Below are 22,832 nucleotides of genomic sequence, written 5' to 3' on the forward strand. Positions count from 1 at the left end.
AAAATAATTCATTTTACACACTTTTCAAGATTTTATCGATTCAAATTCTTGCGAAGTCATACTTATTAAACCATACTATTTCCAATGAAAAAAATACTTTTATCCATTTTCGTATTTTGTTTTACAATCAATGCTTTTGCACAAGATTATAAGTTTAAAACAACTGTTGATTTAGAAGCAACACCTGTTATTAGTCAAGGACGTACAGGAACTTGTTGGAGTTTTTCGGCTTCTTCTTTTTTGGAATCTGAAATTATTCGTTTGACAGGAAAACAGATTGATATTTCTGAAATGTTTAACGTACGAAATACCTATCCGAAGAAAGCTTGGAATTACGTAATGCGACAAGGAAAGGCACAATTTAGCGAAGGCGGATTAGCGCACGATGTGATAAATGCGGTAAAAGCACACGGATTGGTTCCGAACAGCGCTTATTCTGGTTTACAAACCTTACAAACAAATCACAATCATGCAGAAATGGTTGCCGTTTTGAAAGCAATGTTGAATGTGTATATCAAGAATCCTGGAAAGAAATTATCAACCAATTGGAAACCTGCTATTGAAAATGTATTGGACGTGTATTTAGGAAAACGACCTGAATCATTTCAGTTTGAAGGGAAAACATATACGCCACAATCATTTTTGGAAATGACAAAGATTAATCCAGATGAGTATGTAACGATTACTTCATTTACACATCAACCATATTATGAATCGTTTATTTTAAATATTCCAGATAACTTTTCTAACGGAAGTTTTTACAATGTACCATTAGATGAATTGGTTGCTGTAACAAAAAATGCTTTGCAAACGGGATATACGGTAGAATTGGATTGTGATGTTTCTGAAGCGACATTTTCTTCGAAATATGCAGTTGCAACTATTCCTGAAAAAGCTGTAAATAGTAGAAAAGATTTTTCTGCTGAAATTCGTAAAGAGAAAACTATTACGGCTGATTACAGACAACAAGAATTTGAAAATTATACCACTACAGACGATCATTTAATGCACATTACAGGTTTGGCTACAGATCAGAATGGAAATACGTATTTCCGTGTAAAAAATTCATGGGGAAGCAATACAGATCGTGTTCCAAATGATGGACATGTACAAATGAGTGAAGCTTTTTTTAGACTTAAAACAATTTCTGTAATGGTTCATAAAGATGCATTACCAAAAGCGTTGCGTCTGAAATTAGGGTTTTAATTAAAAAAATAAATCATAAACTTAGTTTCCCCTTCTTTTGGTATAATTTTTGATGCACTATTGAGATCAATCATCAATCAATAAAAAACTGATTTTACCATGAGAACCACGTATCTAATTAGCTGTATCATAGCACTTTTAGCTTTTAGTAGTTGCAGCATCGAAGAAGAGGAACAAACATTTGATTTAACTCAGAAGTTAGTCGCACATTACACATTTGACGGAAACACCAAAGATAAAAGTGATTTTAATATAACTGCATCTACCAGCGGTGTACGATTAACTCACGATCGATATGCAAATCCAAGAAATGCATACTATTTTGATGGAGTTGACGATAAAATTGTCATTCCTGCAAATGATCATATCAATTTCACAAAACAATTCACTATTAATGTATGGATTAAAACGGATGCTACACATTTACAACAAGTATTGTATAAAAATGTTTCCGATGAAAAACAATTGAGTGCCGATTATGGAATTTCATTAGGCTATACACCTAAAGATGAAGTTCAGAAAGCTACAAACGATATTATTTTTTCAATTGCTCCTTACGGAATTGAACAAGAATTACGAAAGTTTGATTATGAAAAAGAAACTTGGTATATGGTTACCTGCATTTTAAAAGATGATACCATGTATTTATATATTAATGGAAAACCTGCAGTATTGAAGTATATTGATGGTGAATTATCAACCTCTTCATTGCCTTTATTATTAGGAAACGATCCAACAGGAGAAAATCCGTTTAAAGGAAGTATTGATGATTTACGTATGTATAGTGAAGCAAAATCTTTAGATTTTATTGAATATTTATACCAACAATAGTTTAGCTAAAAAAAATTACAAAACGTTGTTCAGAATCTCATTAAGTTGATTTCCAATGATGATGAGAAACCGAATCAAGTTCAATTTTACAAAAAAGGCGAGTGTTGAAACTCGCCTTTTTTTATTTTAATTCAATTCCGTCTGAATTGATTACAATTTGTTCTTGCTTATATAAGCTTCCAATTGCTTTTTTAAAGCTCTTTTTGCTCATGCCTAAGCGCTTTTTTATTTCTTCTGGATCACTTTTATCGTGCAATGGCAAACTTCCTTTGTTTCGCTGTAAAGCATCCAAAATAATTTGTGCAGAAGGTTCAATATTTTTGTACCCAATATGTTGTAACGACAAATCAATTTTGTTGTCTTCTCTAATTTTTGAAATAACACCTTTGAGTTCTTCGCCCAATTTTAAATCTTTGTAGATTTCATCATTGTACACCAAGCCTTTGTGTTGCTGATTGATAATCATTTCTACACCTAAGTCTGTAAAACGAGAAACAATCAAATCAACCTCATCAAAACGTTCAACCGTTAATTCTTCGTTACTCAAAAACTTATTCGTTTTACTCGAACCAACCAAACGATTCGTTTCTTCATCCAAGTAACAATACACAACATACCATTTTCCTTCTAGCATATCGCGCGCTTGTTCTTTAAAAGGAACAAACAAATCTTTTTCCAATCCCCAATCTAAAAACGCTCCATAATCACTTAAAGCCGTTACACGTAATAAAGCAAACTCATTTACTTTTGTATACGGTTTTAACGTGGTTGTTACAGGACGCTCATGACTATCTAAATATGCAAAAACAGAAAGCTTGTCTCCTATTTCAAAAGAAGCTGGCACATATTTATTTGGCAACAATATTTCATTTCCTTCTTCATCGCCCAAGAAAAGTCCTGGAGGCGTTTCGCGTAATATTTCTAATGTATTAAGTTGTCCTAAATGAATCATTCGGTGTAAATTTTCGCCAAAGGTACGTTTTATCTAATTATTACAATAAAAAAACGCTGCCCTAAACAGGACAGCGTTATTTAAAACATATATATTGGTATTCTTAGCTGTATACTTTTTGTTTTCCAAAATGTACTGTAAGTAAGTAATATACAACAGCTCTGTATTTATTTCTGTTAGAACGACCGTATTTTTCCATAACTGCGTCAATTGCTTTATCTAAAGCAGCGCTATCTGCCAATCCTAACTTTTTAATTAAGAAATTGTTTTTTACGGTAGCAAGTTCTTTTTCGTCAGATCCTGAAACGGTAGCAGCATCTTTATTGTAAATAGCTGGTCCACATCCGATGGTTACTTTTGTCAATAAATCCATGTCAGCATCAACTCCACATTTGTCTTTTAAATCTGCCGCATACTTTGTGATAAGCTCGTCTCTTTTACTCATAATTTTTTTAAATTTTTGATAATAAAATGATTAATACTATATGGTTTCAAATGTAATTTATGTAGAAATATTCTTCCTTTTTCGGAATAACAAGTTATTTATTTTCGTTGAAAAACTTAAAATAATCGATCAACGTAATATCATTGTCAATTCGAGGTGTAAAAACCTCTAAGATTTTTGGCTGTTCGCTTTCGTCATAAAATGTACGCAATGCCGTTTGAAGCGAAACTGTATCCGTAGCCGTATTATATTCAAAATGATACATTGCGGCCAACTGTTTTGCCGTATGTGAATGAATGGTTTCAAAATACGTATTGAAATTTTCCGTATTTTTATTTCCTGGCAAAATTCTAAAAATTCCACCACCACTATTATTCACTAAAATGATTCGGAAATTTTTCGGAATGTAATTATTCCACAACGCATTGCTATCATAAAAGAAACTCAAATCACCTGTAATCAACATTGTTTGTTTTTCGGCTACGACCGAAGTTCCAATTGCTGTTGATGTGCTTCCGTCAATTCCACTTGTTCCTCTATTACAATACAATTCTATACTAGAATCAATTGCAAAAAGTTGTGCATATCTAACGGTAGAACTGTTTCCTAAATGTAAAATTAACGAAGCTGGCAACGAATTAACAATAGCTTCAAAAGCCTTTAAATCTGTAAATTGTATTTGTTGTAGGTATTGACTATGCTTTGTTTCACGATCAATTTTTATGGTATTCCAAAAGTTCTTATATGAACTTTCAATTGGTGTCGTTTGTGCAAAAAATGATTCGAAAAAATCATTCGGATTCATCTGAAAAAAATGTTCCAAACAGAAAAACGTATCAAATACACGATTTTCATGAATATGCCAATGATGTTTTGGCTGACGCTTTCGCAAGATGGCTTTAATTTTCTTTGAAACAATCATTCCGCCGAGTGTTAGCATTACTTGTGGCTGAAATTCATCTAACAACTCTTCATTTTTTTCAATAGGCAAAATTAATTGATCAATTGCATTGAAAAATCGTTCGTCTCGTAAATTTGACGTGGTTTCGGTTAAGACCATCACAGACGGATCTGCTGCTAAAATTTCCAAATACTTTCGTAAAATTGTATTTGGTGGCAACGTACCAACTAATACCAACTTTCGTTTTGCTGTACTCCAAACATTGGCAACAGCTGTTATTCTTGAAAGTTCAACAAGCGCTTTCGTATTTTGAGGAATTACACTTGGAGAAATATCTTGTGTTTCCTTCATTTCATACAAAGGTTCATCAAAAGGCGCGTTAATATGAACAGGACCATTTGTTTCAACAGCGGCGTTTAATGCCAAATTGATTTCCTTTTCATTGTATGCTTGCACTTTTGCCTGAAGTTCACGCTCCATGTCTTTAGACAGTTGATGCGTTTCTTGTAAAATGGTACTTTTATGAACAATATCTTGTTTTAGATTTGCTTCATAATTGATATGATTTTTGAAAACATGTTTTTGTCGAATGGTTTGTCCGTCACCAACATCAATCAAATACGCAGGTCGGTCAGCCGAAATAACCACAACTGGCACATTGCTATAAAAAGCTTCTGCTATTGCTGGATAATAATTCAACATTGCCGAACCCGAAGTACAAATCACCGCTACAGGTTTGCCTAGTTGTTGCGCCATTCCTAATGCAAAAAATGCGGCACAACGTTCGTCAACAATACTATATGCGTGAATGGCTGGATGTTGTGAAAAACTCAATGTTAACGGCGCATTTCGCGATCCTGGAGAGATCACAACATGGTTTATTTCTTTGGCAATACAAAGCGCAACTAACGTTTGTGCGAGTGGGATTTTTGAGTACATCATTCGTATCACAAAAGTACAACTTTCAATGTATTTTTTATAATACTCGTTTCATTATTTGCGATTTCGCAAGTGTTTCTTGCCATTCCGATTCAGGATTCGAATCTTTGGTAATTCCGCCACCAATATAAAGTGTTGCTTTTCTATCGGTTAACTCCATACAACGAAGATTTACATAGAGTTCCGAATTGCTTCGAACAGTTCGATAAGCACTATTTTCTTGATTTTTCCGATTTCGATTTCTTGAAGTTTCTTCTTTCACATTCAATTCGCCTAAATATCCTGTATAAAACGTACGATCATACGTTTCTTCTTGTAAAATAAATGCTTTTGCTATATCTGTTGGAAAACCACAAATAGCTGGTGTTGGATGTAATGTGGTAATAATATCGCCAATATTTACCGTCGGAGAAATTCGTCCAGAAATCATCGAACGTAAATGCACAATACTTCCAGCTTGGTGTGTTGCTGCTTTTGTAACACGTACATTTGTCGTTACATTTTGCAATCGATTTACAATATAATCGGTAACAATTTGTTGTTCATCTATTTCTTTTTCATTCCAAGAAACGACAACGCCTTCTTCAAATTTTCGTGTTCCTGCCAAAGACATCGTTGCAAATGTGCTTCCTTTTGCATGCACCAACGTTTCTGGTGTTGCGCCCAACCACATGCCTACTTTCGGATGATACCAAATGTATACAAATGCGGTTTCGTACGTTGTTAATAATTGTTGAAATAATACAAACGGACTTTTATCGGTGACAACTTCTTCTTTTCGAGAGACGACAACTTTCGTTATTACAGAATTTTGAATTGCATCAACGCCTTTTTGTACTAAATTGATATGTTTTTGGTGCGCTTCCGCTGAAATGTACTCAGAAATACTTGAAGCTTTAGGAGCTGGAATAGTTTCTATTATTGTTTGTTGCACATCTTCAAACGGAATTAAAACGGCTTGTTGTGTTGCATCAAACGGAGCAAAAATAAATCCGCTTTCGGTAAAGTCTGAAACTTCATGCAATGCATCATCATGCTGAAAAATAACATTTATAGCTGTTGCATTCGGCTTTCGATAGGCAACAAAAGGCAAGTTGTTTTCAAAATGTGTAGCTAAGGTTTCGAGCATGAAATTCTGTTGAAATTATTTTTTTAAAACAATTGTTGTCAATTTACACAACGAAATCAACATTCCTTCTTCATCTTCCACACGAATTTCCCAAAGGTGCGTTGTACGTCCTTTATGAATAGGTTTCGCCGTAGCAAAAACTTCTCCTTCACTTTTACTTTTTAAGTGATTTGCAGAAATTTCCAATCCTTTTACTTTAAATTTTGAAGTATCAATGAATAAATGTGAAGCTGTACTTCCAACAGTTTCTGCCAACGCAACTGTAGCGCCACCGTGCAATAAACCTTGTGGCTGATGCACACTCGGAGTTACGGGCATTTTGGCTGTTAAGTAATCTTCCCCAACATCAGTATATGAAATTTGTAAGGTTTCGAGCAATGTATTTGGTACAATTGCATTGAGTTGTTTCAGAATTTCTTCTTTTTTTAAATTCATTTGATATATTTATAGAATTCTATCAACAAAAATACAAAACACTAGCGCAAATCTAATGATGAACGAAAAAGAAATAGCATACCAAATTACAAATACATATACGACTGTAAACAAACTTACTTCAAAAACTAAAAATGTTTGGTTTGTTTGTCATGGCATTGGCTTTTTGAGTCGTTATTTTGCCGCATATTTTGAAGCTTTAGATCCTGAAGAAAATTATATTATTGCGCCACAAGCATCTTCTAAATATTATTTAAAAAACGAATACAAACATGTTGGTGCAAGTTGGCTTACGAAAGAAAACACGCAAAAAGAGATTGAAAATGTGATGGCAAATTTGAATGCAATTTACAAAGCGGAACAGATTCCATCAAATGTAAATTTTTATATTTTAGGGTTTTCACAAGGCGTTTCTGTTGCTTTGCGTTGGGTAGCTCGTTATAAAATTCCGTGTGCCAAATTGATTATTTATGCAGGAAGTATTCCAACGGAATTGACACCGAAAGATTTCGAATTTATCAACTATGATATGACAAAAGTGATAAATATTGTTGGTGATAAAGATGAATACTTAACAGAAAAGCGCATGCAACAAGAGCTTGAAAAGATGCAATTACTATTTGGTGACAATTATTTTTTCAATACATTCGAAGGTACGCACAGTATGTCTATAAAAATACTTTCAGAACTAGCAGATTAAGTTAAAATACATGAAAGTACGTAGCTTTTGTACGGCGTTCACGTAACAGTTTGCTTAATATTATATGTATGTTTACATCATCAAAAAAATAATTGAGTTAAATTGAAGATTTCCTAAAAAACCTAAATTTAACTCAACACCATTAAATAACCAATCACAACCAATCCTTAAAAGCGCAACAGCTACATACTGTTGCGCTTTTTTGTATACGCCATTTTTTTGCCATAAAATCGCTTTGTTTGTATTGGTTTTTATTTAGAATTATTTAAAATAAAACCTTCGGAAAGTAGCTATTTTTTGTTTTCTTTGTAAGATATGATAGCCCCAAATAAAATTAAAAGTACCCTAAAAGAATATTTTGGTTACGACCAATTTAGACCATTGCAAGAAGAAATCATTCATTCAGTTTTTGAAGGGAATGACAATTTAGTTATTATGCCTACAGGTGGCGGAAAATCGATCTGTTTTCAATTGCCTGCTATTTTATTAGAAGGAATTACGATTGTAATTTCACCTTTGATTGCATTGATGAAAGACCAAGTAGACGGATTGACCACAAACGGAATTTCTGCCGCGTATATCAACAGTAGTCAATCGGAAAGTGAACAGCAGGAAATTTACACCAAAATTGCTTCAAATGAAATAAAGTTGTTATACACTGCTCCTGAAAGTTTGTCATATTTAGAACATATTTTTACAAATCAGAAAATTAGTTTGATTGCCATTGATGAAGCGCATTGTATTTCATCTTGGGGACACGATTTTCGTCCTGCCTATACCAATCTAGGTTATTTAAAAAACCGTTTTCCAACTATTCCAGTAATTGCACTGACAGCAACTGCCGATAAGGCAACTCGTGAAGACATTGCTAATCAATTAAACATTCCGAACGCAACACAACATATTGCGTCATTTGATCGAAAAAATTTAAAATTAGAAGTACGTCCTGCAAATGATCGCATTACGCAAATCATTAATTTTATTAAAGAAAAACCAAATGAAAGTGGAATTATTTATTGTTTAAGTAGAAAAGCTACGCAAACAGTTGCCGAAAAATTACAAGCGGCTAACGTGAATGCTATGGCGTATCATGCAGGAATTGCACATAATATTCGTTCCCAAATTCAAGAAGATTTTATCAACGATTCTTGCCAAGTTATTTGTGCAACTATTGCCTTCGGAATGGGAATTGACAAATCGAATGTACGTTGGGTAATTCATTATAATTTACCAAAAAATATTGAAGGTTATTATCAAGAAATTGGTCGTGCAGGTCGTGACGGATTGCCTTCGAATACTTTACTTTTCCATAGTTATGGTGATGTGATTCAGTTGCAAAAATTTGCACAAAATTCTGGAAACGTTGATGTTCAACTTGCAAAGTTAGAACGTATGAAAGAATATGCAGATGCTTTAAGTTGTCGCAGAAAAATATTGCTAAACTATTTTGGGGAGTTGATTAGTGAAGATTGTGGAAATTGTGATGTTTGTGAAAATCCACCACAGTTTTTTGACGGAACTATCATTGCGCAAAAAGCGTTGTCAACTGTTGCGCGTTTGGACGGACAAGAACCAATTGGAGTTGTCATTGATGTTATGCGTGGCGCGCAAAACAATACTATTTTTGAAAAAGGTTATGAAAAGGTAAAAACCTACGGAATTGCAAAAGATATTGCGTGGCTTGATTGGAAACAATACATGACACAACTCATTAATCAAGGATTTTTAGAAATTGCTTTTCATGAAAATAATAAATTAAAACTCACAGATTTTGCAAAAGATGTGTTGTTTAAAAGTAAAAGAGTTGATTTAGCAAATTTAGTTGAAGCTGAAAAAATAAAAGAGAAAGAAAAGATCAAAACCCCGAAAGCGACTAAGAATTCATTATTTGAACGTTTACGTCAATTACGACTTACCATTGCACGAGAAGAAGAAGTTCCTGCGTATCAAATTTTTAATGATGCCACGTTGAAAGAAATGGAGATAGAACGACCAATGTCGGACGAAGAATTTATGCAAATCAATGGTGTTGGACGTACAAAAATGGAAAACTACGGATATCAATTCATCAAAGAAATCATAGCGTTTTCAAAAGAAAAAAAGTCAAAACGAAAAGGTGAAACTACATTAAAAACCTACGAATTATACAAACAAGGTTTGTCAATCCCTGAGATTGCGACAGCCAGAAAATTAGCCGAAACAACGATCTTTTCGCACATTTCAAAATTATATGATGATGGAAAAGAAATTGATTTAACGCAGTTTATTGATAAAAATGATTTGGTAAGCATTAAAAAAGCCAAAGAAACATTGGAAGATCCTGATACCTTAAAAGCTTATTTTGAACATTTTGAAGAAGCAATTCCGTATGCTACTATTCGTATTGGTTTAACGATTTTGAAGAAAGAGGATTCGTGATTATTTTTGAGTACTATTTAATCCTAAATTTAAAAAATGACCATTTTCCCAAGCAAAGAACTGGAATTTAGATTAATTGATGACCAAATAAAAACGCTTGATCGATTAAGTCGAAGAACTGAAAATTCTGAAAGTTTGACTTCTGCACATACCGAAAAATCATTTCGTGGAATACTAAAAAAAAAACGAATTCAAAATCATTTCTTCTGTTATTGGAAAAGGAGCTTTTTGCGTAATGACTGGAAAAATAAATTCTGAAAACGGATACGTGAAAGTTGAAATACACAAAGTATTTAAAGTTTTGTTGAGTATTCTTCTTTGTTTCCCTGTCATTGGAATGATTGTTCTCATATTAATCGACACAAAAGAGTTTTCACCAATTCTAATCGTAGTTATGCTCTTACAAGTTTTAATGATTCGATATATCTTTATTGGATTAGCTTTTAAATTTTTATCAAAAGACAGCCTTAATAGATTACGTGATGTTTTAGATATTGAATGGATAAAAAACCAAGCATAAAATAATATTCCCCCTAATTTATCTACAATCTCTGTAGATTTTATTCTTTTCACACTTTCGCCAAAAAATTTGATAATTCTATAAATTTCAGCTAACTTCCTGTCTTTATTTCATTTAAAACTAACAACCAACCAATCATGAAAAGAAAACTACTCTTTTTACTCCTTATTTTTACAGGAGTTTCTTTTACCAATGCACAAGGAATTTTTGACGATTCCATTCATACAGCAACCAATTTTGGAAGTGTAAATTCGCCAGGAGCTGAAGGCGTGCAAAATATTATTGATCAAAATTCGAATACAAAATTTCTCGATTTTAATGCTTTTGACGGAATTGGCTTTGAAGTCGATTTATTAGGCGTTTCCAAAACTGCCATTGCCATGGAATTTGTAACAGCAAACGATTCACCTGAAAGAGATCCTACAAATTATGAAATTTCTGGATCTAATGACGGAACAAATTATACAAGTATTGCTACGGGAAGCCTTCCATGTGTTTCAACACGTTTTTTTTCAAGAACATTTTCGTTTACCAACACAAATGCATATACGTATTACAGAGTTAACTTTACAGGAACTTGCGGCACTTCAAGCATCAACCAAATTGCTGATATACAGTTATTTGAATCTATTGGCGATTCGCCCGTAATTACCTGTCCTTCAAACATCACAATGAACAATACAACAGGACAATGTGATACGGTTGTAACTTATACTGTAACAGCAAATGATACAGAAGATGGTATGTTGACACCAACGGTTACTTCTGGTTTGGCTTCTGGCGCTACATTTCCAGTTGGTGTAACAGAAGTTTTTATGAGCGTTACGGATAGTGACAATAATACGTCTAGCTGTAGTTTTACCGTTACGATTGTAGATAATGAAGATCCAGTTGCGGGTTGTCCTGCAAATATTATGGAAACTACAGCAAATTTTGGAGATACAACAGCTGTGGTAAATTATGCTTTAACGCCAACTGATAATTGTGTGTTAATTAACCCATTGACAGATTTTACTCCGTTGACAAACATTAACGGAAAAGCCTATTATTTATCTAATAATTCATTTATTCCTTCTGATGCTTTCGCAGATGCAACAATGCAAGGCGGATTTGTTGGGACGATTAGAAATGCTACAGATAATACTACAATTACGGAAGCTATTAATACTGTTGGAAGCGCTGGAGACGTACTTATTGGATATAGTGATACTGCTACAGAAGGTACTTTTGTATGGCAAAGTGGCGATACTTCAACGTATAACAATTGGAATCTTGGTGAACCAAATAATGCAGGAAATGAAGATTATACAGTAACACAATCTAGTGGTGGCTGGAATGATGTTACAAATGGTACCGCATTCAGATATCTTTTAGAAATTGATTACACTCCTACGCAAACAGCTGGTTTAGCAAGCGGAAGTGATTTCCCAATTGGAACAACAACAAATACATTTACAATTACAGATTTGACTGGAAACGCAGTAATGTGTTCGTTTGATGTCACTATTGATCCAAATTTAAGCGTTGACGAAAATGCTTTTTCAAATAGTATCAAGCTTTCGCCGAATCCAACAAAAGATGTACTAACGATTAATAGTGTAACAAATATTTCATTGAACACTATACTTATTCTTGATTTGAATGGTAGAACATTGCAAACCGTTTCAAATATTGGTCAGTTAGCAGATGGAAAAACAATTGATATTTCACAGCTTGCGACTGGAATGTATTTTATGAAATTACAAGATGCTGATAACAGAATTGCTGTAAAGCGAATTGTGAAGCAATAATTATACCTCGACTACGCTCGATATGACAAAAATAAGATAGCATAAAAAAAGCTCCTCAATTGAGGAGCTTTTCTTTTATCTATGATTGTTAAGTTGTTAAGATTACTTAACCTCTTCGAAGTCTACGTCTTGAACGTCTTCTCCGTCTTTGTTATCATCTCCTGTTGGAGCTGAAGCATCTGGTCCAGGCGCTCCACCTTGTTGCTGTGCATCTGCTTGCGCTTTGTACATTTCTTCACTAGCAACTTTCCAAGCTTCATTAATTTTTTCTAAAGCTGGATCAATTACTGCAAGATCTTTCGTTTCATAAGCTTTTTTCAATTCTTCTAAAGCATCTTCAATTGGCTTTTTCTTATCATCAGATAATTTATCACCAAATTCTTTTAATTGCTTTTCAGTTTGGAAAATCATTGAATCAGCTTCATTCAGCTTATCAACAGTTTCTTTAGCTTTTTGATCTGCTTCAGCATTTACTTCCGCTTCTTGCTTCATTCTTTCGATTTCTTCTTCTGTTAATCCTGAAGAAGCTTCAATACGAATGTTTTGTTCTTTATTTGTTCCTTTGTCTTTAGCAGAAACATTGATAATTCCGTTAGCATCAATATCGAATGTTACTTCAATTTGAGGAACTCCTCTTTGTGCTGGTGGAATTCCATCTAAGTGGAAACGACCAATTGTTTTGTTGTTTGCTGCCATTGGACGTTCACCTTGTAATACATGAATTTCCACAGATGGCTGATTGTCTGCCGCTGTTGAGAATACTTGAGATTTCTTCGTCGGAATTGTAGTGTTTGCTTCAATAAGCTTTGTCATTACATTCCCCATAGTTTCAATTCCAAGAGAAAGTGGCGTTACGTCTAATAATAAAACGTCTTTTACATCACCTGTTAAAACTCCACCTTGAATTGCAGCTCCTACAGCTACAACTTCATCAGGGTTTACACCTTTACTTGGTTTTTTACCAAAGAATTTTTCTACGGCTTCTTGTACTGCAGGAATACGTGTAGAACCTCCAACTAGGATAATTTCGTCAATATCGCCTGTAGATAAACTTGCATTTTTCAATGCAGTTTGGCAAGGTTCAATTGTTCTTTTTACTAAATCGTCAATTAATTGCTCAAATTTTGCTCTAGATAATGTACGTACCAAGTGTTTTGGTCCACTAGCTGTTGCAGTAATATATGGCAAGTTAATTTCCGTAGAAGTTGTACTTGACAATTCAATTTTTGCTTTTTCAGACGCTTCTTTTAAACGTTGTAAAGCCATTGGATCTTTACGTAAATCCATTCCTTCTTCATTGTTGAACTCATCTGCCAACCAGTTAATGATTTTCTCATCAACATCATCACCACCTAAGTGTGTATCTCCGTCAGTAGATAATACTTCAAAAACACCATCTCCTAATTCTAAGATAGAAACATCATGTGTTCCACCTCCAAAGTCAAAAACAACGATCTTCTGATCAGTTCCTTTTTTATCCATTCCATAAGCTAATGCCGCGGCAGTTGGCTCATTGATAATACGTCTCACTTTTAAACCTGCAATCTCTCCTGCTTCTTTAGTTGCCTGACGTTGTGCATCATTAAAATATGCTGGTACTGTAATGACAGCTTCCGTAACATCTTGTCCTAAAAATTCTTCAGCAGTTTTCTTCATTTTTTGAAGAATCATTGCAGATAATTCTTGTGGAGAATATAAACGTCCGTCAATATCAACTCTTGGCGTATCGTTATCTCCTTTTACTACTTTATATGGAACACGTCCTGCTTCTTTAGAAGACTCTGAAAATTTGTTCCCCATAAAACGCTTGATAGAATAAACCGTTTTTGTAGGGTTTGTTACAGATTGTCTTTTGGCAGGATCACCAACTTTGATTTCTCCTCCTTCAACAAAAGCAATTACAGAAGGTGTTGTTCTTTTTCCTTCAGCGTTTGCAATTACTACGGGTTCATTTCCTTCCATTACGGAAACACATGAGTTGGTAGTTCCTAAATCGATTCCAATAATTTTACTCATAACCTTATTTTAAACTTTTATCTATTGTGTTGTAATTTTATTTTTTAACTGTTATCCATAAGACAATGACTATGCCAACCGTAAAATGGTAAAGTTTTGTCAGACAGTTTTATGATTATGGCAAGATTAAATGACAGGTTGGCAGAATTTTTGTTTTTTCTTAAATAAATTTCATGTACTACTTACATCTTGTTTAACTTAATCACATATATTTGTTTTACAAAAATTGAATATATAATGGAATACATCAGTGTATTTGATATGCTTAAAATTGGTGTTGGACCATCAAGTTCACATACTTTAGGTCCTTGGAGAGCCGCCGAAAGCTGGATTGAAGAGTTAAAATCTGCCGAACTTTTTGATGCAGTTACTTCTATCAAAGTAGATTTGTACGGTTCGTTGTCATTGACAGGAAAAGGACATGCTACAGATTTGGCAGTGTTGCTTGGCTTGTATGGAGCCGATCCAGAAACGGTTCCTACAGAAAATATTGCTGTAATAGTAAATAATATTAAGGAACAACAAGTGTTATCTTTTAATCAAGAAAAAGAAATTCCATTTACGCCAAGTAAAGACGTTGTATTTAATTCAGATTTTCTCCCGTTTCATCCTAATGCGATTACTTTTCATGCGATTATTGATCATAAAATACATTCATCTACCTTTTATTCTATTGGTGGTGGATTTGTGGTCAAAGAACATGAAACACATGCAGATACAGATCATCCAATTCGTATTTTCCCTTTTCCTATTAATAAAGCAACTGATTTGCTCAATTTTTGTGAGAAAGAACAAAAGAAGATTTCTGAGATTGTATTGTTGAATGAAACCTTACTTCGCTTTCCAGAAGAGATTGATGCCGAATTACACAGAGTTTGGAAAACCATGTTAGAATGTATGTACATTGGTTGTCATACTACAGGAGTTTTACCTGGTGGATTAAATGTGAGGCGAAGAGCATATGATATTCATGAAAAACTAAAAGGAGATTTACCATACGATTCTCCTGAAAATTGGTTAGAAACGATACGAAAAACAGAAGTTAAGTTTCGTCAAATTTTTAAATGGGTAAGTTGTTTTGCACTTGCTGTAAACGAAGTAAATGCTTCACTTGGAAGAGTTGTAACTGCCCCAACGAACGGAAGTGCTGGCGTTATTCCTGCTGTTTTAATGTATTATATGGTGATTGAAAATCATAATGCTGATTTTACTCATATTAAACGCTTTTTGTTAGTTGCTGGCGAAATTGGAAGTATTTTTAAGAAAGGTGCAACTATTTCTGCGGCTATGGGCGGTTGCCAAGCTGAGATTGGTGTTTCTTCTGCCATGGCGGCTGGTGCATTGACAGAGTTATACGGAGGTTCGCCTGAACAAGTTTTGATTGCGGCGGAAATTGCTATGGAACATCATTTGGGACTCACATGTGATCCAATTGGTGGTTTGGTGCAAGTTCCGTGTATTGAACGAAATTCTATGGGAGCAATTAAAGCAATTAATGCTGCCGAACTTGCCATGGAAACCAATCCGGAAGATGTAAAAGTTCCGTTAGATAAAGTAATTAGTACCATGTGGGAAACTGCAAAAGATATGAATTCGAAGTATAAAGAAACTTCCGAAGGCGGATTGGCTGTTGGTGTCCATTTAGCGGATTGTTAATATGCTTTTTTCTTGATACACACAATCACATGTAATTTCGTGAGAAATATTATCAAAAATATTACATTTTTTTTAAGATTTTTATATTCTTTTTTCAGTAACTTCAGTGTATTATTTACCATAAAATTATTAATCATGAAAAACAGAAGTATCAAAGCATTAGCGCTTAACAAGAAATCAATCTCTAATCTTAACGTCGGTATTACAGGAGGGCGAGCATCAATTACTGGAACTTTTACTCACACGTTCACCCACACATTTACAGATACATTTACAGATACATGTACCGATACGTATACGCATACATCAACAGACACCATTACGGATACTATAGATCCAAATGATCCTACTGTTGGATAAGCATTAAATGAAACAATTATAAAGAGACGAGCTATGATTCGTCTCTTTATATTTTGAAGATATACTTATAATTATTCCTGACAACCTTTTTGGCGTCGTGTATCAATTAAGTAGATAATTTTCCATTTGCCATTGTCTTTGAAAAGTTGAAACGAATTTACGCCACAATGCAAGAACTTACCGTCCAACCAGAATTCGTACGGCGTCCAAACGTTTGCCATTGTTCCATCTACTTGTACATTGTATGATGATATGCGTTCTTCCCACGTTGGACTATCCGCTCTACTGACAACCGCTTTTATAAAACCATCTGCTTTTTGATTTCGTAAAACCGCTTCTCCTTTTTTGGTCATGAATGTTGTTTGCAAAATGATATCTTTATGAACAACTGCTTGCATCATGACTGAATCCTTTTTATGAAATCCGTCAAAGAATTGTATAACCGCTTGTTTCGCTTCTTTTTCGTCTTCCGTTTGTGCATTCAAGCGAAAGCTTACTACTAAAATTAGAAAGAATATATAGGGTTTCATGCTGATTGGTTTTTTAGAAAATTAGCTTAAATAAATTAAATCTAATTGAGATTTACCATAGTTTTAAGATTTTTAACAATAGTAAATATCTTCAGAATACTATATGTTATGAAATGTTCTTTTTTAGTTTAGAAAATAACACACGCAGAAACTTCATTTCATTTATTATCACTACATTGTTTTTCCAAAAATAACCAACCAATGATTACTACTATTTTAACCAAAGTTTTACTTCCTTTATCGCTCGGTATTATTATGCTCGGTATGGGAATGACCTTGATTCCAAAAGATTTTACCCGTATTACAAAATATCCAAAAGCTGCTTTTATAGGTATTGTGAATCAGCTTATATTTTTACCAATAATTGGTTTTTCATTGGCAATTGCGTTTGATTTAGATGCAACGATGGCAATTGGATTAATGATTTTAGCCGCCGCGCCAGGTGGACCAACTAGTAATTTGATTACGCAAATTTGCAAAGGAAATATAGCGCTGTCAGTGACATTGACAGCTATTGTCAGCTTTGCAACAATTTTGACAATTCCAGCTATTTTATCGTTTGCGCTTGATTATTTTGGCAGTACTTCTGATGTTGTCATTGCATTGCCTGTGGTAGATATTATACTTCAAATACTTGTTATTATTATCATTCCAATTTCAATAGGAATGGTTATTCGTCGTTTTAAACCTGCGTTTGCTACACGAATGGAGAAACCAATGCGAACAGCTTCTACAGTTATTTTTGTGTTGATTTTTGTTGCTATTGTAGCGGCTAAGTGGCAATTTTTAGGTGATGCTATGAAACAAGTCGGATTGGTTACTTTATTGTTAAACATTGCAACAATGGCCTTAGGTTATGTAACCGCTCGCCTATTTAAGCTCAACTTAAAAGATTCTATTTCAATTACCGTAGAAAGTGGTATTCAAAACGGAACACTTGCCATTGTAATTGCCACAACAATTTTGAATAATTTAGACATGGCAATTCCTATTGTAGCATATTCTATTTGGATGTTTGTAACAGGAAGTATTTTAATGTGGTATTTTGGAAAACGAAAAGATTCAGTTATTAATTCATGAAAAACGAACCAACTATACAAAGGCTTTTGCAGAAAAAACTCATTGGGAAATCTGCTCGCATGTCTTTAGTTGCTAATACAACTCCAATTTTATGGAGACGTTTTATGCAAAATAGAAAACATGTCAAAAATACAGTTGGCACAGATTTTTATTCGATTCAAATGTATGATGATCGTTCCTATTTTGAAAATTTCAATCCGCAAACTGAGTTTACAAAATTAGCCATGATTGAAGTTTCAAGTTTTGAAATTATTCCAGATGATATGGAAACCTTGACAATTGAATCTGGTTTGTATGCCGTTTTTATGTATCAAGGATTGCCTGAAGGTTTTCCTGTATTGGCAAATTATATTTTTGGAGAATGGTTGCCAAATTCAAGTTATGAATTAGACCACAGACCGCATTTTGAAGTTTTGGGAGAAAATTACAATCCATCAGATAAAAATTCACAAGAAGAAGTTTGGATTCCTATTAAAGAAAAACAGTAAAAATACTTTTTATTACTTATATGTATGTATATCATTTCAATCACTTATAAAGTCTCTTTAGAAATTGTGAATCAACATTTAAAAGATCATGTTGATTATTTGAATGAACACTACAAACTAGGCAATTTTCAAGTTTCTGGCAGAAAAGTGCCAAGAACTGGCGGGATTATTTTATCAACCATGAAAAATAAAGATGAACTAGTAGCTGTTTTAGAGAAAGATCCTTTTAAAATTAATGATTTGGCAACTTATGAAGTAATCGAATTTATCCCAAGCAAAACTTCGGAAGCTTTTGCTTTTTTACAAGAAGATAGTATACATTACAAAACCTAGGAATCTTACTAATAATCGCACTATAAGATTCCTAGGATTAACTAAACTAACTTGTTGTTACAAATCTTTCAATATTATACCGCTAAGCTGTGTACAAAACGTATAATATTATATAAACAAATGCGTTAACATCTGTTTAGATTTTAATGTAAAACATTAAACAAATATACTATGGAATTACGAAAAGGCATTATGAAAAAACACCCATTTAATTACAGATAAACAGTAGTTTGTACTATTTCTATTACGAATATGTAATTTATGCAACCAGTAAATATTTAGATCCTAAAAATTCAAGCATTGAAAAGCAATTTAATTGCATTCTTTTTAATTGTAAGCATATCGTAATTATCCTTACTTTTACAGAATTACAAATAATTTAAGAAATGTCAGTAGCAAAGAAACAATACAAAAGAGTGACGGTAAAGTCACTAGTGGAAATGAAGAGCAATGGAGAAAAGATTTCCATGTTGACCGCTTATGATTATACCATGGCAAAAATTGTTGATGGTGCAGGAATTGATGTTATTTTAGTTGGCGATTCTGCAAGTAATGTAATGGCAGGACACGAAACAACATTGCCAATTACCTTAGATCAAATGATTTATCATGCATCATCTGTAGTTAGAGCTATTGACAGAGCGTTGGTTGTGGTCGATTTGCCTTTTGGCACCTATCAATCTGATCCGAAAGAAGCATTGCGTTCTGCGATTCGAATTATGAAAGAATCTGGTGGACATGCCGTCAAAGTTGAAGGTGGAAAGGAAATTAAAGAATCGATTAGGCGAATTTTAAATGCTGGAATTCCTGTAATGGGACATTTAGGTTTAACACCACAATCTATTTATAAATTTGGAACATACACGGTTCGCGCCAAAGAAGAAGAAGAAGCACAACAGTTAAAGGAAGATGCTAAAATGCTTGAAAAAGCAGGTTGTTTTGCGATTGTTTTAGAAAAAGTTCCTGCTACATTGGCAAAAGAAGTTGCTGCAAGTCTCACGATTCCTGTAATTGGAATTGGTGCTGGAAATGGTGTTGATGGACAAGTATTGGTGACACACGATATGTTAGGAATGACACACGAGTTTAATCCTCGCTTTTTACGCCGTTATTTGAATATGTATGAAGAAATGACAAATGCTTTTAAACAATATTCAGCTGATGTGAAATCGGTTGATTTTCCTAATGAATCTGAGCAATATTAGTTTTAGGTGAGTTGTGAGTTGTGAGTTGTGAGTTGTGAGTTGTGAGTAAAATTAATTATTATGGATACTCAAAACGTCATTTCGAGTGAAATTAGATAAAATTTTGTATCGAGAAATATTTAGTATTTAACTAGTAAACTATTTTAACAGACACATCAATTCTAAAAATCCAATAATCCAATATATAAGATAAGAAGTCTGAAAAATGTCCAAAGTAATTTCCACAAAAAATAATCTTCAAGTACTTTACGAAGACAATCATGTGATTGTTGTGAATAAACGTGCAGGCGATATTGTTCAAGGTGATAAAACGGGCGATAAACCACTGAGTGATGTTGTAAAAGAATATATTGCGGAAAAGTATAAGAAACCTGGGAATGTATTTTTAGGCGTTGTACATCGTTTGGATAGACCAACAACTGGTATTATTGTTTTTGCTCGAACTTCAAAAGCATTACCGCGATTGAATCTTCAGTTTGCAGAAAAGAAAGCTAAGAAAACGTATTGGGCAGTTGTTAAAAATCTACCTCCGAAAACAGAAGATACATTAATACATTGGCTTCGCAAGAATCCAAAGAATAATAAATCGACAGCGTTTGCAAAAGAAATTGATGGAAGCAAAAAGGCAATTTTAGACTATACTGTTAGGAAGAAATTAGATCGTTATGTATTGTTAGAAATTGCGTTACATACAGGAAGACATCATCAAATTAGAGCGCAGTTAGCAACGATTGGTTGTGCTATTAAAGGTGATTTGAAATACGGCTTTGATCGTTCTAATAAAGATGCAAGTATACATTTACATGCGCGCAAGTTGGTCTTTACGCATCCTGTAAAGAAAGAATCGTTGGAAATTATTGCTCCTTTGCCAAAAGATCCTGTTTGGGATGCGTGTACAGCTTAACTCTTCGGTTCTAAAATTAGCGTGATTTTATTGAAATCTGCCGCACTGTTGATCACTTTTCTGTATTCTTCATATTCAGAAGCGGCAACAATGTTTATTTTGTAATATTCGTTTGCAGTGATGTTCAATGTATTTCCATTTAACTCATAATCAGATAAGAACGAAAGAACTTTTTTTCCTTTTTTAGTGTATGCATTTTCAATTTTTATAGCATCTAAATTACTTATTTGATAACCTTCAGGAATTTCTATTTTGATCGTTCGCACATAACTACGTTGGAATTGATTTTCAACTGGCAAGACACGTTTTTTTTCTTGATATAATTGCATTTGTTGTCCAATTAAATCACCAACTTTAAACAAGTATTTTCTCCCAGCTTTTTCTACCAAAGCGTCCGATTCTACAACTGTATTTACAATTAATGGTTGTATTCCGAAGAATTCAGGAGCGGCATTTTTCATGTCTTTACTAATGATTTCAGCATCTTTATGAATTCTTTTTCCAAATTCTTCTATCAATTCCGTTTTTTGTTCTTCATTGAAAAGATTTGCAAACGCTTGTATGTATAATGCGTAATAACCTGTAAGTTCATTGGTAAAGTTTACGTTTATAATTGTGAAATCATCTTCATCAAATGATACTTCAAAGTTCATTTTGTCAATGGTTTGATCAGCTTTGATCGGTTTGATGTATTTTATTTTATCAACAGCAGATTTGTAATCGCCTACTTTTACTTCTTTTATGAATAAGCCGTAATTGTCTGTTAAATTTGCAGGCGGAAAACCGTATCTGCTATCGAGTTCTGTTGGTGAAAGGTATTTTTTATATTTTGGTAAATAGATTAAGAAATCTCTTAGAAAGTTGTTTGCTTCAAACTTTTTATCGAACTTCAATTCTGTTCTGTCGGAAGTAATTACTAGTTGATTTTTGATTCCTAACGTGTTGAAAACCGCTGTATATAAACTTATAAAACCAGATTCATCAGCAACTTTTTTGTCCAACGTTTCTTCTAGATTTGCATCAACACCTTCTGAACTGAATACATTTGTTTTGATGAATATTTCAAGTTTTCTGATAATTTCTTCTTGATCCGTCAGTTTGTCAATTCCCGCTTCAGCGATAAATTTTTTAATCTTTTTTTGCTCTTTTTTTGTGTATTCAGGATAATAATAACTGTAAATATTTTGAGCTACTTCACCATACGAAGAAATATCATTTACGCCTGTTGCCAAGTTTTTGTCAAGCTTATACACTACAAAACCTTTTTGCGCATCGTACGCCGATTGCGCTTCTCTTTCAAGTGGTTTCATGTTTTCTACGCTAATATTCCAATGCTTTTTGTTCGCCATTATTGTATCTCTTTCGGCATCCGGAATTCCGTTGTAACTTTTGAAAGCAAAGAGTAAATTTTTCGGAGCGTATAAGTCAAATTTCATTTCTTTTTTAGGATGTGATGTCTGTAAAGACAGCTTTCTTCCCTTGTATGATGGACGCTTTTTTACTACATAGAAATATTCAATGAAGCTTCCTTTTTCAATTCCTTCGAGTGCAAAATAAGTGTATTTACTTCCTGTTTCTTCGTTAACTGCCGTTAGAACTTTGGAATCATCTAAGACTAAAATTTCACCTTTTTTGTTGATTACACGCGCTTTGCTTACTTCAATGTTAGAGCTTGTAGCATATGGAATGTAGATTTTGTTGTAGTCTTCAATTTTTTCATCTGAGTTTAACCAAACAATTCTATGTTCTAAAAAGTATTCTGTTAGTGCATTTGATTCTTCAAAGAAAAACTCTGTAATGACATGTTCTTTTAGCGTAATAATTTGTTCCTCTTTTTCGCTTTCATCTATGGAGTAACTTGGATTTTCTTGCCAATCATAGGATTTAAATTCAGGAATATTTTGTGCAATTACCAATTGAATTGATACTATTAAAAATAAACTTAGGAGTATTTTTTTCATGCGATATGTTCTAATTTTGTATCTAAAAAGTAC

General features: G+C 33.6%; 21 protein-coding genes. 13 read left to right on the top strand and 8 right to left on the bottom strand.

Features of this window, described 5'->3' with window-relative positions; translation table 11 throughout:
- Window positions 1–84: 84 nt before the first annotated feature.
- Together ACQ654_RS04385 and ACQ654_RS04390 are read left to right on the top strand one after the other, a co-directional pair.
- Complete coding sequence (locus ACQ654_RS04385; protein WP_430409099.1) at window positions 85–1,206, top strand: aminopeptidase C; 1,122 nt, start codon at window positions 85–87, stop codon at window positions 1,204–1,206.
- Between the two features lie 99 nt (window positions 1,207–1,305).
- A complete protein-coding gene (locus ACQ654_RS04390) occupies window positions 1,306–2,037 on the top strand; it encodes a LamG domain-containing protein (protein ID WP_430409100.1) in 732 nt (243 codons plus the stop codon).
- Between the two features lie 121 nt (window positions 2,038–2,158).
- On the opposite strand, the gene ACQ654_RS04395 is transcribed toward ACQ654_RS04390, so the two are convergent.
- From ACQ654_RS04395 to ACQ654_RS04415, 5 genes are all read right to left on the bottom strand, one after another.
- Window positions 2,159–2,989, bottom strand: a complete 831-nt coding sequence (locus tag ACQ654_RS04395; RefSeq protein WP_430409101.1) for a CvfB family protein — start codon at window positions 2,987–2,989, stop codon at window positions 2,159–2,161.
- A 103-nt stretch (window positions 2,990–3,092) separates the two neighbouring features.
- The gene (locus ACQ654_RS04400) at window positions 3,093–3,434 is read right to left on the bottom strand and encodes a DUF2853 family protein (RefSeq protein ID WP_430409102.1); all 342 of its coding nucleotides are present in this window, start codon (window positions 3,432–3,434) and stop codon (window positions 3,093–3,095) included.
- 94 nt (window positions 3,435–3,528) lie between these two features.
- The gene (gene menD / locus ACQ654_RS04405) at window positions 3,529–5,277 is read right to left on the bottom strand and encodes a 2-succinyl-5-enolpyruvyl-6-hydroxy-3-cyclohexene-1-carboxylic-acid synthase (RefSeq protein ID WP_430409103.1); all 1,749 of its coding nucleotides are present in this window, start codon (window positions 5,275–5,277) and stop codon (window positions 3,529–3,531) included.
- A gap of 34 nt (window positions 5,278–5,311) precedes the next feature.
- On the bottom strand, window positions 5,312–6,403 hold the full coding sequence (locus ACQ654_RS04410; protein WP_430409104.1) for a chorismate-binding protein: 1,092 nt from the start codon (window positions 6,401–6,403) through the stop codon (window positions 5,312–5,314).
- 15 nt (window positions 6,404–6,418) lie between these two features.
- Window positions 6,419–6,838, bottom strand: coding sequence for a hotdog fold thioesterase (locus tag ACQ654_RS04415; protein ID WP_430409105.1), 420 nt, complete (start codon window positions 6,836–6,838; stop codon window positions 6,419–6,421).
- A gap of 55 nt (window positions 6,839–6,893) precedes the next feature.
- On the opposite strand from ACQ654_RS04415, the gene ACQ654_RS04420 reads away from it, so the two are divergent.
- The 4 genes from ACQ654_RS04420 to ACQ654_RS04435 all read left to right on the top strand — a co-directional run bounded on the left by ACQ654_RS04420 (window position 6,894) and on the right by ACQ654_RS04435 (window position 12,266).
- Window positions 6,894–7,538 carry an alpha/beta hydrolase gene (locus tag ACQ654_RS04420; protein WP_430409106.1) on the top strand — a complete coding sequence of 215 codons (645 nt, stop codon included), beginning with the start codon at window positions 6,894–6,896 and terminating at the stop codon, window positions 7,536–7,538.
- A gap of 315 nt (window positions 7,539–7,853) precedes the next feature.
- The gene (gene recQ / locus ACQ654_RS04425) at window positions 7,854–9,956 is read left to right on the top strand and encodes a DNA helicase RecQ (RefSeq protein WP_430409107.1); all 2,103 of its coding nucleotides are present in this window, start codon (window positions 7,854–7,856) and stop codon (window positions 9,954–9,956) included.
- Window positions 9,957–10,191: 235 nt separating this feature from the next.
- Window positions 10,192–10,476: a hypothetical protein gene (locus tag ACQ654_RS04430; protein ID WP_430409108.1), complete on the top strand. Its 285-nt coding sequence runs from the start codon at window positions 10,192–10,194 to the stop codon at window positions 10,474–10,476.
- Between the two features lie 137 nt (window positions 10,477–10,613).
- Window positions 10,614–12,266 (top strand): HYR domain-containing protein, encoded by a 1,653-nt coding sequence (locus tag ACQ654_RS04435; RefSeq protein ID WP_430409109.1) that lies wholly within the window; start codon window positions 10,614–10,616, stop codon window positions 12,264–12,266.
- Window positions 12,267–12,368: 102 nt separating this feature from the next.
- Here ACQ654_RS04435 and dnaK read toward each other — a convergent pair whose 3' ends face one another.
- Window positions 12,369–14,282 carry a molecular chaperone DnaK gene (gene dnaK / locus ACQ654_RS04440; protein ID WP_430409110.1) on the bottom strand — a complete coding sequence of 638 codons (1,914 nt, stop codon included), beginning with the start codon at window positions 14,280–14,282 and terminating at the stop codon, window positions 12,369–12,371.
- A 237-nt stretch (window positions 14,283–14,519) separates the two neighbouring features.
- Here dnaK and ACQ654_RS04445 point away from each other — a divergent pair, with 237 nt between their 5' ends.
- Together ACQ654_RS04445 and ACQ654_RS04450 are read left to right on the top strand one after the other, a co-directional pair.
- Window positions 14,520–15,938 (top strand): L-serine ammonia-lyase, encoded by a 1,419-nt coding sequence (locus ACQ654_RS04445; RefSeq protein WP_430409111.1) that lies wholly within the window; start codon window positions 14,520–14,522, stop codon window positions 15,936–15,938.
- Window positions 15,939–16,073: 135 nt separating this feature from the next.
- On the top strand, window positions 16,074–16,298 hold the full coding sequence (locus ACQ654_RS04450) for a hypothetical protein (protein WP_430409112.1): 225 nt from the start codon (window positions 16,074–16,076) through the stop codon (window positions 16,296–16,298).
- A gap of 71 nt (window positions 16,299–16,369) precedes the next feature.
- On the opposite strand, the gene ACQ654_RS04455 is transcribed toward ACQ654_RS04450, so the two are convergent.
- Entirely contained in the window at window positions 16,370–16,828 is a 459-nt protein-coding gene (locus tag ACQ654_RS04455) for a nuclear transport factor 2 family protein (RefSeq protein WP_430409113.1), read from the bottom strand.
- 201 nt (window positions 16,829–17,029) lie between these two features.
- Here ACQ654_RS04455 and ACQ654_RS04460 point away from each other — a divergent pair, with 201 nt between their 5' ends.
- From ACQ654_RS04460 to ACQ654_RS04480, 5 genes are all read left to right on the top strand, one after another.
- Window positions 17,030–17,908, top strand: coding sequence for a bile acid:sodium symporter family protein (locus tag ACQ654_RS04460; RefSeq protein WP_430409114.1), 879 nt, complete (start codon window positions 17,030–17,032; stop codon window positions 17,906–17,908).
- Entirely contained in the window at window positions 17,905–18,396 is a 492-nt protein-coding gene (locus ACQ654_RS04465) for a GyrI-like domain-containing protein (protein WP_430409115.1), read from the top strand. The genes ACQ654_RS04460 and ACQ654_RS04465 overlap by 4 nt, the downstream gene beginning before the upstream one ends.
- Window positions 18,397–18,420: 24 nt before the next feature.
- Window positions 18,421–18,729, top strand: a complete 309-nt coding sequence (locus tag ACQ654_RS04470) for a YciI family protein (protein ID WP_430409116.1) — start codon at window positions 18,421–18,423, stop codon at window positions 18,727–18,729.
- A 386-nt stretch (window positions 18,730–19,115) separates the two neighbouring features.
- Window positions 19,116–19,934 carry a 3-methyl-2-oxobutanoate hydroxymethyltransferase gene (gene panB, locus ACQ654_RS04475; RefSeq protein ID WP_430409117.1) on the top strand — a complete coding sequence of 273 codons (819 nt, stop codon included), beginning with the start codon at window positions 19,116–19,118 and terminating at the stop codon, window positions 19,932–19,934.
- Between the two features lie 205 nt (window positions 19,935–20,139).
- A complete protein-coding gene (locus tag ACQ654_RS04480; RefSeq protein WP_430409118.1) occupies window positions 20,140–20,838 on the top strand; it encodes an RluA family pseudouridine synthase in 699 nt (232 codons plus the stop codon).
- Here ACQ654_RS04480 and ACQ654_RS04485 read toward each other — a convergent pair.
- Window positions 20,835–22,799 (bottom strand): DUF3857 domain-containing protein, encoded by a 1,965-nt coding sequence (locus ACQ654_RS04485; protein ID WP_430409120.1) that lies wholly within the window; start codon window positions 22,797–22,799, stop codon window positions 20,835–20,837. The two genes, ACQ654_RS04480 and ACQ654_RS04485, sit on opposite strands and share 4 nt — an antisense overlap.
- Window positions 22,800–22,832 lie beyond the last annotated feature (33 nt).

The sequence above is a fragment of the Kordia sp. genome (genome assembly GCF_965283645.1).
Classification (GTDB): Bacteria; Bacteroidota; Bacteroidia; order Flavobacteriales; family Flavobacteriaceae; genus Kordia.